This is a genomic window from Flavobacterium sp. RSP49 (genome assembly GCF_003968735.1).
Taxonomy (GTDB): domain Bacteria; phylum Bacteroidota; class Bacteroidia; order Flavobacteriales; family Flavobacteriaceae; genus Flavobacterium.
On record NZ_RYDN01000001.1, the window covers coordinates 162,110 to 178,370 of the forward strand.

15 protein-coding genes are annotated in these 16,261 nt (G+C 32.9%); 7 read left to right on the top strand and 8 right to left on the bottom strand.

The genetic code is table 11. The features are described from left to right. Positions 1-362: 362 nt before the first annotated feature. Positions 363-1,100 (top strand): 3-deoxy-manno-octulosonate cytidylyltransferase, encoded by a 738-nt coding sequence (kdsB, locus tag EKM02_RS00710; protein ID WP_126451562.1) that lies wholly within the window; start codon positions 363-365, stop codon positions 1,098-1,100. 13 nt (positions 1,101-1,113) lie between these two features. On the opposite strand, the gene EKM02_RS00715 is transcribed toward kdsB, so the two are convergent. Beyond that, the gene (locus EKM02_RS00715) at positions 1,114-1,779 is read right to left on the bottom strand and encodes a spermidine synthase (RefSeq protein ID WP_126451563.1); all 666 of its coding nucleotides are present in this window, start codon (positions 1,777-1,779) and stop codon (positions 1,114-1,116) included. Between the two features lie 62 nt (positions 1,780-1,841). On the opposite strand from EKM02_RS00715, the gene EKM02_RS00720 reads away from it, so the two are divergent. Next, complete coding sequence (locus EKM02_RS00720; RefSeq protein ID WP_126451564.1) at positions 1,842-2,396, top strand: 1-acyl-sn-glycerol-3-phosphate acyltransferase; 555 nt, start codon at positions 1,842-1,844, stop codon at positions 2,394-2,396. 79 nt (positions 2,397-2,475) lie between these two features. Next, a complete protein-coding gene (locus EKM02_RS00725; protein WP_126451565.1) occupies positions 2,476-3,477 on the top strand; it encodes a hypothetical protein in 1,002 nt (333 codons plus the stop codon). 69 nt (positions 3,478-3,546) lie between these two features. Here the strand turns inward: EKM02_RS00725 and EKM02_RS00730 are convergent, their stop codons facing one another. Then, complete coding sequence (locus EKM02_RS00730; protein ID WP_126451566.1) at positions 3,547-4,023, bottom strand: helix-turn-helix domain-containing protein; 477 nt, start codon at positions 4,021-4,023, stop codon at positions 3,547-3,549. 310 nt (positions 4,024-4,333) lie between these two features. On the opposite strand from EKM02_RS00730, the gene EKM02_RS00735 reads away from it, so the two are divergent. The 4 genes from EKM02_RS00735 (at position 4,334) to EKM02_RS00750 (ending at position 9,249) form a co-directional block, all read left to right on the top strand. Beyond that, positions 4,334-5,488 carry a M14 metallopeptidase family protein gene (locus EKM02_RS00735; RefSeq protein ID WP_126451567.1) on the top strand — a complete coding sequence of 385 codons (1,155 nt, stop codon included), beginning with the start codon at positions 4,334-4,336 and terminating at the stop codon, positions 5,486-5,488. Between the two features lie 76 nt (positions 5,489-5,564). Then, complete coding sequence (locus EKM02_RS00740) at positions 5,565-6,044, top strand: Lrp/AsnC family transcriptional regulator (RefSeq protein WP_072943262.1); 480 nt, start codon at positions 5,565-5,567, stop codon at positions 6,042-6,044. 93 nt (positions 6,045-6,137) lie between these two features. Then, positions 6,138-8,723, top strand: coding sequence for a phosphoenolpyruvate carboxylase (locus tag EKM02_RS00745; RefSeq protein ID WP_126451568.1), 2,586 nt, complete (start codon positions 6,138-6,140; stop codon positions 8,721-8,723). Positions 8,724-8,733: 10 nt separating this feature from the next. Further along, a complete protein-coding gene (locus EKM02_RS00750) occupies positions 8,734-9,249 on the top strand; it encodes a DinB family protein (protein ID WP_126451569.1) in 516 nt (171 codons plus the stop codon). 1 nt (position 9,250) lies between these two features. On the opposite strand, the gene EKM02_RS00755 is transcribed toward EKM02_RS00750, so the two are convergent. The 6 genes from EKM02_RS00755 to aroB all read right to left on the bottom strand — a co-directional run bounded on the left by EKM02_RS00755 (position 9,251) and on the right by aroB (position 16,170). Beyond that, positions 9,251-9,727: a DNA-deoxyinosine glycosylase gene (locus tag EKM02_RS00755; protein WP_126451570.1), complete on the bottom strand. Its 477-nt coding sequence runs from the start codon at positions 9,725-9,727 to the stop codon at positions 9,251-9,253. An 8-nt stretch (positions 9,728-9,735) separates the two neighbouring features. After that, positions 9,736-11,841 carry a DNA helicase RecQ gene (gene recQ / locus EKM02_RS00760; RefSeq protein WP_126451571.1) on the bottom strand — a complete coding sequence of 702 codons (2,106 nt, stop codon included), beginning with the start codon at positions 11,839-11,841 and terminating at the stop codon, positions 9,736-9,738. 87 nt (positions 11,842-11,928) lie between these two features. Next, on the bottom strand, positions 11,929-12,348 hold the full coding sequence (locus EKM02_RS00765; RefSeq protein ID WP_126451572.1) for a DNA primase: 420 nt from the start codon (positions 12,346-12,348) through the stop codon (positions 11,929-11,931). Between the two features lie 8 nt (positions 12,349-12,356). Next, positions 12,357-13,328 (bottom strand): deoxyhypusine synthase family protein, encoded by a 972-nt coding sequence (locus EKM02_RS00770; protein ID WP_126451573.1) that lies wholly within the window; start codon positions 13,326-13,328, stop codon positions 12,357-12,359. Between the two features lie 84 nt (positions 13,329-13,412). Further along, positions 13,413-14,813: an arginine decarboxylase gene (locus EKM02_RS00775; protein ID WP_126451574.1), complete on the bottom strand. Its 1,401-nt coding sequence runs from the start codon at positions 14,811-14,813 to the stop codon at positions 13,413-13,415. Between the two features lie 289 nt (positions 14,814-15,102). Next, complete coding sequence (aroB, locus tag EKM02_RS00780) at positions 15,103-16,170, bottom strand: 3-dehydroquinate synthase (RefSeq protein WP_126451575.1); 1,068 nt, start codon at positions 16,168-16,170, stop codon at positions 15,103-15,105. Positions 16,171-16,261: the final 91 nt, after the last annotated feature.

Here is a 16,261-nt window from a genome sequence, read left to right on the forward strand (position 1 = left end):
GAACAAATATAGAGTTTATTAGTGCACTTTAATTTTAAGATTCACTTAAATTTCAGATTTAGATTCCGTTTATAATGTAATTATTTTAAATTTTTTTATTGTGATAAAACACCCAATTTCAGAATAAAATGCTTTAAAAATTGGAGATTTAAGAGGAAAAGATTAGTTGTTTATTGAAAAAGAACACACTACAATTAAGCACTGAGATTGTAGTACCGTTTTCCTAATTCATAAAAACAGACTAACTTAGTAGCCTGTTAGCAAGACTGGATTAGGATAATGGAGTAGTTTTATACTATAAAGAGCCTAGCTGTAGTGGTTATGAAAGTTTTAAACGCAAATAAAAAAACAAAAACAAAAAAATGAAAATAATAGCAGTCATTCCCGCGCGATACGCCTCTACACGATTTCCTGCTAAACTGATGCAGGATTTAGGCGGTAAAACGGTAATCTTAAGAACTTATGAAGCAGCTGTAAATACTAAATTATTTGATGCTGTATTTGTAGTAACTGATTCCGATTTAATTTATGACGAAATACGTACTCACGGAGGAAACGTTATTCGAAGCATCAAAGAACACGAATCCGGAAGTGATCGAATTGCAGAAGCAATAGAAAATCTTGATGTTGATATTGTAGTTAATGTACAAGGAGATGAACCTTTTATTGATGCGGAACCTTTAGCTAAAGTGATTGAAGTTTTTAGAAATGATTTGGATAAAAAAGTAGATTTAGCTTCGTTGATGCGCGAAATCACAAATGAAACCGATATTAATAATCCCAATAATGTAAAAGTTGTAGTGGATCAAAACGAATTTGCATTATACTTCTCGCGATCCGTTATTCCATATCCTAGAGACAAAAGTGTAGGCGTACGGTACCTGCAACATATTGGTGTTTATGCATTTAGAAAACAGGCGTTATTGGATTTTTATAGTTTGCCCATGCAATCATTGGAAGCATCTGAAAAACTGGAGCAATTGCGTTATCTTGAATTTGGGAAACGCATCAAAATGATTGAAACCACTCATATTGGTATTGGTATTGATACCCCAGAAGATCTAGAAAAAGCAAGGAAAATGTTGAAAATTGAAAGCTAAAAAATCCTTTTAATTAGGCAATTTTCTCGATAACAATAAGTTCGTTATGCACTTCAACTCTTGGAATAGTTCTAATTTTAAATTGATTTTTGTAAAATTCGGTCACATATTTTTTATTTCTTTGATTTTGATTCTCATCTAATAACATCGTATTAAAAAGAATAAAACCATGACTTTTTAAAAGCGAGCAGACCCTATTGGTAAAAAAAGGTTCAAATAAGAAATTAGGCATTGTAGTGTCCTGAAAAATATCAATGATAATCAAATCGTATTTAGTAGGGGTTTTTAACACAAATACAAAAGCATCCTCAATTACAATTGTAAGATTTTTTGTTTTATTCAAGTCAAAATAAGCATTGGCTATTGTAATTATTTCAGGATCAATTTCAACACCGGTAATTTTTCCTTTGTATTTTATTTCTTCCACCAATGTTTTGATGACACTTCCACCTGCAACGCCTAAAACTAAAACATGCTCCATGGACATAATTTTTTTGTATCCAATGTTTTTTAAGCCTAACCTCAGAATCCGTTGCAAACTGCCATAGGAATAATTTGTGCTTTGCGAATCCATGACCAGTTCCCCATTTGTCCAAGTCACCTCAATCGATTTGCTCAAAGCAGATTTGGTTTGATAAATAGTTAAAGGAATTATGTAGCTGAATATTTTTTTTAGCATTAGTCACTGTTTTACCCAAAAATAAGATATTAATTATTTATTTTGTACGAAAGCAAGCAAGAATGAAGAAAAAATTATACAAATGGATATTTACCAGACTAATGAGTTGGAAAGTAGTGGGTAGTATTGATCCCAATATCACGAAATGTGTCATGATGGTTCTGCCACACACCAGCGCTCATGATTTTTATTTAGGGATTTTTATCAGAGGAATAACCGGTTTACAAATGAATTGGGTAGGCAAAAAGGAGTTATTCCGTTTTCCTTTGGGATTTTATTTTCGATACATGGGTGGAGAACCGCTTGATAGGACAGGAGGGTTGAATAAAGTGGATACTATTGCGGCTATTTTTCAAAGAAAAAAGGTTTTTCGTCTGGCAGTAGCTCCGGAAGGAACCCGTAAAAAAATTAGCGAACTTAAAACAGGATTTTATTATATCGCTTTAAAAGCAAAGGTTCCTGTAATTCCTATTGCATTTGATTTTGGAAAAAAAGAAATTAATTTAGGAAAACCTGTTTTTCCTTCGGGAGATATTGAGGCTGATATAACCGTTTTGAAAAAACATTTTATTGGAGTAAAGGGTAAAATTCCAGAACTAGGATACTCATTTGAATAACTCTTAAAAAAAACTTAAAAATGTTAAAACCAATATAATTGATTTCTCGTAAGTGTATTAAAACTCTAAAACATACAACATGAAACATTTAGTTATTAGTACCACATTTTTAGTTTTATTTTTCGCTTCATGCGATAATAATGACTCTGATACTAGCCCGGCAGAATTAAATTTGGTGACATCCAGCAATACCTCTGGGAAAATTACGCTGACCAATTTATTAGCTACATCACCAATGGTCAAATCGTTTGCCATTGCTTCTTTGGATGCTGAAGGAGTTTCATACGATGCCGAAACCGATGCAGTCACTATCGCTTCAAGAACCAACAATCAATTAGAAACCTATTCCGGAATAAAAACAGCATTTACAGCCGGATCAACTAGTTTAACTGTTGCATTAAGCAGTGCAACTGGGGAATTTACAAATGCCAGAGAAACCGCTGTTTCAGGTAACTTAGTTGTAGTAGCCCAAGACCAATTGGCATCTAATGGCCTAATCAACAAGCTTTTTGTTTATCAAAAAAGTACCACAGGCTTTTCTTTGATAAAAACCTTTACTACTACATTTAAACTTTGGGGAATACACATCGATGGTGCTGATTTGTATGCAGTAGCGGATCTGACTGGTGATCTTGTACAGTTCAAAAATTTTATGACTACTGTTTCGGGTACAATTACGGCAACTAAGCGTGTGACTATTGCAGGGTTGATTCGTACTCATGGGATTACATATTCTCCAGCAGATGATGTTATGATTTTAACAGATGTTGCCAGTGCCGCTTCGGCCACTGATGGTGGACTAATTATAATTAAAAATTTCTCAACTGTTTTCGCTTCAACTGCTGCTGCGGGAACAATTGCAGTAACGAATCAAGTACGGATTTATGGTTCTAATTCACTTTTAGGCAATCCTGTGGATGTGGCTTATGACAGTGTTACAAAAAACATATATGTTGCTGAAAGATTAAATGCAGGAGGACAAGTGCTAACGTATAGTTTTCCTGTTGCTTCGGGTGATTTTGCTCCCGTAAATGCGAGAGCGGAAGCGGGTGTAACGTCAATTTTTGTCTTAAGAAGATAGATTTTTGTTTTCAAAAATGCTTTTTTAATCGATAACCCCAATTCTAAAATAAGAATTGGGGTTATTTATTTAATTTGGAACATAACTCTTGAAAGAGCCATTTTTATAAAAGATAACAATGGTGTCAATTTCAGAAGCAACAGATTCACCAGGACTATTTATTGGATCACTTTTTTTAGTTTCCAATGCAGGAATCAAAACAGTATTTTTTAGTTCAGAAAATAAATTCTCAGGGATTATATGATCACTGGCCGGAGCAGGAATATTTTGTTCAGGGACCTGATTAATAATTCTTTCTCTAGTGTTAAACTCTTCTGCGTTTTTTGGAAGGGTTCCTTTTCCATTCAGAATCCAATACAAATCAACATCAGGAAAAACATCTAAAATTTTAAGTATAAAATCCAAGCTTGGTTTGTTTCTCCCAGAAAGCAGGTGAGACAGGCTGGAGCGTTGGACACCAATTTTATCAGCAAAAGAAGAGGCATTTAAATTGTAGTAGTCCAGTATAATCTCTAACCTTTTTATAAAGTCTTCTATGTTTACCATTGTAAATTAATGTAAAAATTAACTAGTTACAAATGTAATCAAAAGAAGCTTACGTATCAAAATTAAAGTTGTAAAATGTATTTAAAAAGTGCAAATAACTAAAGTTAAACTATTAATAAATACACTCAAATAATTGATAATATATATTTTAAGTATTATAAAATAAATTAGTAACAATTGTTAACATTTACCGAATTTCCTAACTGGCTTAACTGGCGAAAAGTGTTTACAGTATTGAAATATGCTTTGTTTTAAATGTTTACAAATGTAAATACAAAGATGTTTACTTTTGTAAATCAAATAAAATGGTATGAATTTAGAAGAATTATTCGATCAGTTTAAGGAAGAATCCGTTCGTGGACGGTACGTCACTTTAACATCAATCGAGCCTTTGTTGCAAAAATTAAACACTAACAATCAACTTCAAATTATAGGAAAATCAGTTCTTGGAAAATCTATTTATTCGTATGAAATTGGAAAAGGAAAAACGAAAATTTTTCTGTGGTCCCAAATGCACGGAAATGAAAGTACAACTACAAAAGCGCTATTCGATTTTTTTAATGTACTGCATAGTGGTTCTGCATTAGCACACCAATTATTAGACTTCTTTACTTTTTACACCATTCCGATGTTGAATCCTGACGGTGCAACATTATACACAAGAGAAAACGCCAATAAAGTTGATTTAAATCGCGATTCGCAAGCGCTGACACAACCAGAAAGCAAGCTGTTAAGGGCAGCTTTTGATTCCTTTGAGCCTGATTATTGTTTTAACCTGCATGATCAGCGTACTATTTTTGGTGTAGATGATACCGGAAAACCTGCAACAGTATCTTTTTTAGCACCTTCCTATAATGAAAATCGAGATATAAATGAATCTAGGTTGAAAGCGATCAACTTGATTGCCGGAATAAATGAGGATCTACAGCGTTATCTTCCCAATCAGATTGGGCGTTTTGATGATTCGTTTAATATAAATTGCATTGGAGACACGTTTCAGTTTTTAGGAGTGCCCACTTTATTGTTTGAAGCGGGTCATTTTGAGAATGATTATCAAAGGGAAGAAACACGAAAATACGTTTTTATGAGTTTAATTTCAAGTTTTAGGATACTCTCCGAAAACGTTATAGTTGATAATGGAATTGACAAATATTTGAGTATTTCTCAGAATAAAGTCGTTTTTTATGATTTTATGTATAAAAACATCAAAATAAATTATGATGGTATCGAAATTATCACCAATTTTGCAGCACAATACAGAGAAGAGTTAATTGAAAATCAGGTCTGTTTTAATGCCTATGTTTCACAAATAGGCGATTTAGAGGATTATTTTGGTCATTTCGAATATGATGCTAAAGGAGCTTTATACAAAGATGGTTATAATGATATTCCTAAATTAAATCAAAAAGCTGATTTTTATTTAGATAATAACATGAAATTTGTTAACGGAATGATAAAAATATAATATTTACGTCTTTTTGTTGTTTTTATGTATATTTTTATACTTTGTTATAGTAATTAATAATATTAATTAAAGAATTATGAGTAAGTTTCGTTTAGATGAAGTAGATCACCAGATTTTAGATATGTTGATAGACAACACAAGAGTTCCATTTACGGATATTGCAAAAAAATTATTGATTTCAGCAGGAACTGTGCATGTTAGAGTAAAAAAAATGGAAGATGCCGGTATTATCATGGGATCCTCATTAGTGCTTGATTATGATAAATTAGGCTATTCTTTTATTGCTTATGTTGGTGTTTTTCTAAATAATACGTCTCAAACAAAGTTTGTTTTAGAGCGTATCAATGAAATTCCATTTGTAACTGTAGCCTCAGTCACCACTGGAAAATTTAATATTTTTTGTAAAATTAGAGCTAAAGATACCAAGCATGCAAAAGATGTGATCTTTATGATTGATGATATTGATGGTGTTTATAGAACCGAAACAATGATTTCCCTTGAGGAAAGTATAAATGATAAGAAGCGTTTGATGCATACTATTTTCAAAAATATGTAATTACTCTTGAATGCACTATATTATAAATATAACCTCAAGTTAGTTCTTGAGGTTTTTTTATGAAAAATTAACTAAACCAACTACAACAAAATTATGTACACACTACCCAAACTTGAACGTTTTAATCAAGATGTCCTCTCTAAATATCACATTTACAATAGTGTTTTTATAACATTGCCATTTCACTCCATAGATAATACGGGAGCTTTACTTCCTTTGTTTACAGATATTTGTGATACAGGATTTAAAAAGCAAGAAACTCCAAAAGAAATTTTTGATTTTTTTGCCAAAAGATATTTACATGATCCTTCAGAAACAGAAAAAATTGATATTATGTTTCGTTTTATTCAATATATCGAACGCCAAATTGTTTTGTTTGATGCTATTGAAGATGCTGCTTTTCCGGTTGTTAATAATATGGAAGGACGAGGATCTTTGAGAGATATCAAAGAAAAATCAGATGCGAAAGACAAGGAAGAGGAATTGATTGCTTTTCTGGAGGATTTCAATGTAAGGACAGTTTTGACGGCGCATCCGACGCAATTTTATCCCGGAGCAGTTCTTGGAATAATTACTGATTTGACTGAAGCGATTCGGAAAAATAACTTACTTGCAATTAAACAGTTACTGGCTCAATTAGGAAAAACACCTTTTATTCAAAACGAAAAACCAAATCCTTTTGACGAAGCAGTAAGTTTGATCTGGTATCTTGAAAATGTTTTTTATCAAACTTCAGGCGAGATCGTACAGTATTTGCAAAAAAACATTTTTAACGGCAATTCCATAAAGAATCCTTTGATTAAACTTGGATTTTGGCCAGGCGGCGACCGTGATGGAAATCCATTTGTGACTACTGAAATAACGTTAAAAGTAGCTGAACGTTTGCGAACCTCCATTTTAAAGTGTTATTATATCGAAATTAGGAATTTAAAAAGAAAGCTAACCTTTTCAGGAGTAAATACTTTAGTGACTGAACTGGAACAAAAACTTTATAGATCTGTGTTTTATTCTACAGGAGAAATTTTCATTACTTTAGATGAATTCAAATCACAATTAAATAAAATTAAACAAATAATTATCGACCAGCATCAATCGTTATATTTGGATGAATTGGACGCACTTTTAATAAAAGTGAATTTATTTGGATTTCATTTTGCGTCATTAGACATACGTCAGAACAGTAAAATTCATGATGCTGTGTTTAAAGATATAGTGGATTTTTATTTAAAAACAAATCCCTCTGTTTTTCCGAAAAATTATTTTGAATTAACAGAACAGGAGAAATTTACGATTTTAGGAAATGTAAGTGGGAATCTTGATGCTACTGTGTTTTCAAATGAAATGTCGCGTTTGACAATCGAATCCATTCAAACGATAAAAACAATTCAGGAAAAAAACGGAGAATTTGGCGCTAACCGGTACATTATCAGTAATAATGAAAGTGCACTTAATGTTATGGAGACCTTTGCGTTGTTTCGTTTGAGCAATTGGGAAAATCCTCCCGTTGATATTATTCCGCTTTTTGAATCGGTTAATGATTTGCAAAATGCACATGCTATCATGGAAAAATTATATACTAATCCTGGTTATGCGAAACATTTAACGAACAGAGATAATAAGCAAACCATCATGCTTGGTTTTTCTGACGGTACAAAAGACGGAGGATATTTGATGGCGAATTGGAGTATTTACAAGGCCAAAGAAGAACTTACTACAATTTCCAGAAAATATGGTGTAAAAGTAATTTTCTTTGATGGTCGAGGCGGTCCACCAGCGCGTGGCGGAGGGAAAACACATAAGTTCTATGCTTCATTGGGGCCTAATATTGAAAATAACGAAATTCAGGTTACTGTACAAGGTCAAACGATTAGTTCTAATTTTGGGACTTTGGATTCCTGTCGCTACAATTTAGAAAATTTATTGAGTGCCGGAGTAACCAATCAGGTTTTCAGCAAAGGTCAAAATGAATTGACTTTGGACGAAAAAAACATAATGGATCAATTAGCTGGTTTAGGATATGAGAAATATTTAAGCTTTAAAAATCATCCAAAATTTATTCCTTATTTGGAGCAAATGAGTACACTAAAATATTATGCTAAAACAAATATTGGAAGCCGCCCTTCTAAGAGGAGTAAATCAGAACATTTAGATTTTGCTGATTTACGCGCAATTCCTTTTGTAGGTTCTTGGAGCCAATTGAAGCAAAATGTACCCGGATTTTTTGGTGTAGGTACGGCGCTAAAACATTTTGAAGATACTGATCAGTGGGATAAAGTTCAGGATTTATATGATAATTCGTTGTTCGTTAAAACCTTGTTAGAAAATAGTATGATGTCATTGGCCAAATCATTTTTCCCTTTGACTGCTTACATGAGGAAAGATCCCGAATTTGGAACATTTTGGCAAATTATTTATGATGAATTTTTAGAAACAAAAAGATTACTTTTGAAAATTGCAGGTCATAAAGAGCTTATGGAAAATTATCCTGATGGTAAAGCATCTATACAAATTAGAGAACGTATAGTATTGCCATTGTTAACAATACAACAATATGCTTTATTGCGTATCAATGAATTAAATAAAGAAAACATTCCCGACGAAAGTTTGATAAAAGTATATGAAAAAATTGTAACTCGTTCTCTTTTTGGAAATACTAATGCCAGTAGAAACTCTGCTTAAACAATAAAAAATGAAATTATCACAATTGCCCACAAACGAATATGCCTCTTTTTATTCTCCGTATTTAAATGCTTTGGGAGACGTAACTTTGATGGAAGAATTAGAAATTTCCTTGCATGATTTTATCCGTTTCGTACAAAATATCCCAATGGATAAATTTGATTATAGATATGAGCAAGGGAAGTGGAATATCAAGGAAATTATTCAGCATGTAATTGATACGGAGCGCATATTTGCCTATCGTGCGTTGCGCATTTCCAGAAATGACCAAACAGCTTTGCCTGGTTTTGATGAAAATGATTATGTAAATAATACTGAAGCTGCCAATAGAAGTATTCAGGATTTACTGACTGAATTTTCAGCTGTGCGACATTCGAATTTGTTTCTTTTTAAAAGTTTATCTGAAGAACAATTAAAGAGAATCGGAACCGCTTCGAATGCTACAGTATCGGTTCGGGCCATTGGTTTTATTATGATTGGACATCAAAAACACCATCAAAAAGTTTTTCAGGAAAGGTATTTATAATTTATTCGAAACAAGTTGACCAGATTTCCAACTTGTTTTCAAATGACATGGTATTTGCAGGACTGGTGGAAGGCATCACATGATACGTGATGCCTTTTATTTGTCCAAATTTTTTCATAAAATATTTATGACTTTCTTTTCCGTTAAAAATGATTTTATTAATTCCTGGGAATTCTTTAAATAAGGTTTCAAAATCATTTTCTTTTTGGTTTTTGACGTGAATATCCAAGCTTCCTTTTCTTTCGCAATTTTCTAAAACATCCCATAATCCAATTTTATTTTCTTGAAGTAATTTAATCTTCTCTCCGAAGATTTGATCTATTGGCAAATTATTTAACAGCGTGTACATAATTTTCCAGAAATGATTTCTTTGGTGTGCATAATATTCCTGCTTTTCTAATGACGCGATACCTGGCATAGTTCCCAAAATCAAAATTTCAGTTTCAGAATTTATAAAAGGCGGAAAGGAATGTATCATAGTAAAATTTAAAGAACTGCTTTTTCTTTTTCGAGTATGGCCAATGCCAACCGGATTTTTCCATACTCTATTTTTTCTTCAAAATAATCAAAATAAGGTTTTAAGGCATTTGGTGATTCCAGTTTTATTTGCGCTTCAGCAATTTGAGAAACTTCTGCATCAGATATAAATGGTCTTAAATCGATGTCCGCACCATCAACATACAGTTTAGCTAAATGGGACATAATTGTACTTAATCCTAATTTTCTTTTTTGGGCAATTTCCTCTACAGAGAATCCGGTAGTATAAAGTTCTAATGTTTCTTTGTAGGTTGTGGCTTCTTTTTTCTTTTTAGCGCCTTTTGCTTTCTGGAAATCTTGGATAACTTTTATAAAAGCATCGCCATATTTTTCTAGTTTTGCTTTACCAACGCCGTCAATTGCCAATAATTCTGTTTCGCTCATCGGTCTTTCAATTTCCATTTGGCGTAAAGTCGCATCACTGAAAATAACATAAGCCGGAACAGATTCTTCCTTAGAAATTTCATAACGTAATTTTCGTAAGGTTTCAAAAAGTGAATTTGCAACGGATTTGCTTTGTTTAATTTCTTGCTTGTCGATATTGATTTTTTGAACTGTGGTCAGTTGTACTTTCTCACCTTCAAATAATACTTTTTTTGCAAAGGCTGTCAATTTGATTTTGTTTTGCTGGTGAAAAGCAATTTCACAATAGCCCAAATTGATCAATTGTATCAAATATTGATTCCAGTCATACCATGATAAATTAGCACCAACACTGTATGTTTTCAGGTTTTGGTATCCCTTTTCATAAATATAAGCATTTTTTGAACCGCGTAAAAAGTCAATGATTACTGGTAATGGTTCTATTTCCTTCAACCGAATAATTGCCGATAAAGCTTTTTGAGCGATGACCGTTCCATCAAAAAAAAGTGGTGGATTTTTACAAATATCACAGTTTCCACAATTCTCTGTAACAAGTTCGCCAAAATAGGAAAGCAATATTTTTCTTCGACAACTCAATGCATCGGCATATTGTTTCATCCGTTCTAATTTGGCGAGTTGCACTTCAGTATTCAAACCTTGAGAGGCAAATTTTTGCAACTGAATCAGATCGCCATAACTTTCGAATAATACCGTTTCTGAGGGTAATCCATCGCGACCGGCACGACCAATTTCCTGATAATAGCCTTCAATATTTTTAGGTAAGTTATAATGAATGACCCAGCGCACATTGGATTTATCAATTCCCATTCCAAAAGCAATGGTAGCGCAAACCACCTGGCAATCATCATTGATAAATTCATCCTGTGTTTTAGAACGAATTTTCGTGTCTAAACCTGCGTGATACGCTTTGGCATTCACGCCTGTTTTTTGTAGTTTTTCAGCCAATTCTTCGGTTGTTTTTCTGCTTAAACAGTAGATAATTCCCGATTCATTGGGCTTTTCTAGGATGAAATCTGTAATTTGTTTGACTCTGTCCAAAGCGGGACGCACTTCTAAACTTAAATTTTTTCGATCAAAAGAAGCAACAAATATTTTTGGAGTTATCAAATTTAATTGTTGGCTAATATCTTTTCGTGTAGCCTTATCAGCCGTTGCAGTTAAAGCTAATATTGGAGTAGAAGGAAAGCGCTTTTTGAGGTATCCTAAATTAGTATATGCAGGACGAAAATCATGTCCCCAAGCTGAAATGCAATGTGCTTCATCAATAGCAATTAAACTTATGGTCAAACTATTGAAAAGATTATCCAGAAACGACAGGCTTTCCGGAGCGATATACACTAATTTAATTACATTCAATTTTAACCTTTCGATATAAAACTGACGTTCATTTTCAGTTTGGCTACTGTTAATGAAACAGGCTTCAATACCATTTGCTTTCAGACTATCGACCTGATCTTTCATCAAAGCAATCAGTGGAGAAATTACGATTGTAATTCCCGGAAAAACCAATGCGGGCAATTGAAAACAAATTGATTTTCCTCCACCTGTAGGCATAATTGCCAATGTATCCTGTCCGGAAAGTACACAATTTATTATCTCTTCCTGGTTTGGGCGAAATTTTTCAAAACCAAAGTTTTCTTTGAGTTTGGCATATAAAATTTGATTAGTCATTTTGGCGTATATTTAGAAGTCTAAAGTTATAAAAAAAGGAACTCGTGAATGAGTTCCTTTTAATAAATATATTTGAGAAGGGATTAATTAATCCTCTTCATTGTCATCGTCATCATCTGAAAAATCTTTTTCGTCAGCATCTTCATCATCTCCATCATCTCCATCTTCATCACCTCCTGAATCAGCATCTGGGGTGTCATTAGCATCATCCTCGTCATCATCATCCATATCATCCTCTAAATCAAGTCCTTTAATTGGTTCAACAACGTCATCGATGATTATTTCATCATCTTCATCATAATTTTCAATTCTATCAGCCAGTTTTGTGCTCACTTTTACTAAATAAATGGTATCTTCAGTTCGTACTTCAACTGCTTCAACTAATTCATTTTTAGCGTTTCTAAAACTAATAATATTTGAATCATCATAACCATCTGGAAATTTATCAACCAATAGGTTTAAAATTTCATTGGTAAGTTTGGCGTAATCAACAATTACTCTTTTCATAAAATATTCTATAAATCTAATAAATAAGCGAAAATTAAAGGCGCTACAATGGTAGCATCGGATTCAATAATGAATTTGGGGGTTTTTATATCTAATTTACCCCAAGTAATTTTTTCATTTGGCACCGCCCCAGAATACGAACCGTAACTGGTTGTTGAATCTGAAATCTGACAGAAATAACTCCAGAAAGGAATGTCGTGCATTTCCATATCTTGGTATAACATTGGTACTACACATATTGGAAAGTCTCCAGCAATACCGCCACCAATTTGAAAGAAACCTACTCCATTTGTACTGTTTTTAGGATACCAATCAGACAAGAATACCATATATTCGATACCAGATTTCATTGTTGAAGCTTTTAAATCTCCTTTTATTACATAGGATGCAAATATATTTCCCATGGTACTGTCTTCCCATCCCGGTACAATGATAGGTAAATTTTTCTCAGCGGCTGCATACATCCAGCTGTCTTTTAGGTCAATTTCATAGTATTCTTCAAGAACACCTGAAAGCAACATTTTGTACATAAACTCATGCGGAAAATATCTTTCGCCTTTATCATCCGCATCTTTCCATATTTTGTAAATGTGTTTTTGCAAACGACGGAAAGCTTCATGCTCCGGTATACAAGTATCCGTTACTCGATTTAATCCTCTTTCTAATAAATCCCATTCGTCCTGCGGAGTCAAATCTCGGTAATTAGGAACTCTTTCATAATGAGAATGAGCGACTAGATTCATCACGTCTTCTTCGAGATTTGCACCAGTACACGAAATAATATGCACTTTGTCCTGACGAATAATTTCAGAAAAAATCTTACCAATCTCGGCAGTACTCATAGCTCCAGCCATGCTCACCATCATTTTTGCACCATTGGCTAATTGTTGTTCATATGCCTTAGCGGCGTCAACTAAAGATGCAGAGTTGAAATGCAAATAATGCTTTTCTATAAACTGACTGATTGGTCCTTTGCTCATTTTTTTTTATTTAAATACTTAGAAATCAATTTGTTAAAATTAGTATTTCAAATTTAACGAATTTTTATATTGAATAATTGTTGTTTATTTTTTGTCGTACCCTAATATTTTCAAAACATCGTCAGAGGTTTGTTGTTCGGAGAAAACCTCAGTGGCTAAAATACCATTTTCGTCTCTGTCTATTAATATATGTTTGGGTTGCGGAATCAAACAGTGATGCAAGCCACCGTATCCGCCAATCGTTTCCTGATAGGCCCCAGTATTAAAAAATCCGATGTATAACGGTTTTTCTTTGTTGTATTTGGGGAGATAGATCGCGTTCATATTTTGCTCGGAGTTGTAATAATCATCACTGTCGCATGTCATTCCTCCTAATAAAACTCTTTCGTAAGTTTCATTCCAGCGATTCACAGCCAGCATGATAAAACGTTTGTTTATAGCCCAAGTGTCCGGTAGCGTTGTAATGAAAGAGGAATCAATCATGTTCCACTTTTCTCTGTCATTTTGTTGTTTTTGATACAATATCTGGTATATTGCACCGCCACTTTCTCCTACTGTGAAGGAACCGAATTCAGTGAAAATATTTGGAACGTCAACCTCGGCTTCATCGCAGGCAATTTTGATTTGATTGATAATTTCGTCAATCATATATTGATAATCGTACTCGAATGCTAATGAATTTTTGATCGGAAAACCACCGCCAATATTGAGTCCATCAAGTGTAGGGCACTCTTTTTTTAATGCAATATAAACTTTGATACATTTTACTAATTCATTCCAGTAATAGGCATTATCATTTATTCCTGTATTGATAAAAAAGTGCAACATTTTTAGTTCCAATTTTTTATTTTCCTGAATTTGTTTTTTGTAAAAATTGACAATGTTTTTATACCCTATGCCTAATCTTGACGTGTAAAACTCAAATTTAGGTTCTTCTTCAGCAGCAATACGAATTCCGATTTTGAATTTCCCTTTTATTTGCTCTTGTAAAAGATCAAGCTCTTCATAATTATCAATAATTGGAATTGCATTTTTATGACCATTATTTATTATGCGGGCTATATTTTCAATGTACTGATCTCTCTTAAAGCCATTGCATATCACATAGGTGCTTTTATTAATTTTTTCGTTTGCCAGTAAGTTCTCAACAATATTGATATCAAAAGCAGATGACGTTTCAATATGGATGTTATTTTTAAAGGCTTCATTCATTACAAATTCAAAATGAGAACTTTTAGTACAATAGCAGTAATAATATTTTGCCTCGTATTTGTTTTTCTCCATCGATTTACGAAACCAGCTTTTGGCTTTGTTTATGTTGTTGGAAATTTGAGGTAAGTAGGTGAATTTTAATGGAGTGCCATATTGTTCTACCAATTTCATTAAATCGATATTATGAAACTGAAGGTTGTCTTTGTTTAAAGTAAATTCTTCCTGTGGAAAATAGTAAGTTTGATTGATTAAATCAGAATATTTTGTATTCATTAGATGTCATAAATTTATAGATTAAAGTATTGTAAAATAAAGAAACCTATAATTCAAACCCGAATATTTGCATAGATAATCTGAAGTTTTTCGTGATCTGCTTTCATGTATTGAAAAACATCAAAACTAAAGTTTCCTTTGATTGAATAAAAACGCTTCAATATTCTTAGAAAAGAGATATTGTTTCGGGTTTTATTACAACTATAATTTTGTTTGTTTTGACTTTTTTTCATTACTGCAAATGTAAAAAATATTATATACGCAATGCAATCCTTTTTATAAAAAATAATTAAGATTTATAATCCTGAAAGGCTTTAAGAATTAATTCATTTTCAACCATTTGATTGATTTTTATTTTTCCGATACCTTCTATCAATGCGAACTGGATGTTTCCATATTCGTTTTTTTTGTCGTGAATCAGTAATTCTAAGATTGGTTTGATATCATTTTCTTCAAAAACGATGTCGGTATAGATAGCCTTTATACTGGATTTTATCTGAGAATATTCTTCTATATTGATCAGTTTTTTATGTAGTGAAAGGTAACTCTCTAATATCATCCCAACGGCTATGGCTTCACCGTGTAATAAAGTTGTTTTGTTATCATTTTCCAAAAAATAACTTTCAATGGCATGACCCAGTGTGTGACCAAAATTCAACGCTTTTCGGATATTTTTTTCGGTAGGATCTTGCAGTACAATTTCATTTTTTATCTCGACTGAACGGTAAATTAATACATCAAAATCCGCAAAATCTATGGTCTTTAAATCTAAAAATTGTTCCCAATATTCTTTATCATAGATCAAACCGTGTTTCAGCATTTCGGCAAGACCGGAACGCATTTCGTTTTGTGGCACTGTTTCTAAATATTGAGTATCAATAAGCACCATTTGAGGTACATTAATAACGCCGATTTGGTTTTTTAAATTTCCTAAATCTACTCCGTTTTTGCCACCTACAGAAGCATCAACCATTGCGAGTAAAGTGGTTGGAACGTGAATAAAATCAACACCGCGCTTGAAGGTTGATGCTACAAAACCACCTAAATCAGTGACAACGCCACCGCCTAAGTTAATGATAAGGCTTTTTCTGTCAGCCCCAAGTTCCGTGAGTACTTTCCAAATTTGGACGCAAGTCTCAATATTTTTATTTTCTTCGCCAGAATCAAATTCAATAATTTCAATAGTAAGATCAGTTTCCAGAACAGGGAGAAAATGGGGCAGGCAAAACTCATTAGTATTGCTGTCAACAATAATAAATAGGTTAGAGTATTTATTTTCTTTTAAATGAAGATTTATTGCTTCATATCCTTTTTCGTTGAAATGTATCGGGTAACTGTTGGCTTGAATTGATTGCATCTGTATGGATTAATTGGAACCGCAAAATAAGGCATTTTTTGCTAAATAATATTCAAAACTCTGTCTATATTTGTACAAAAATCTAACAAAT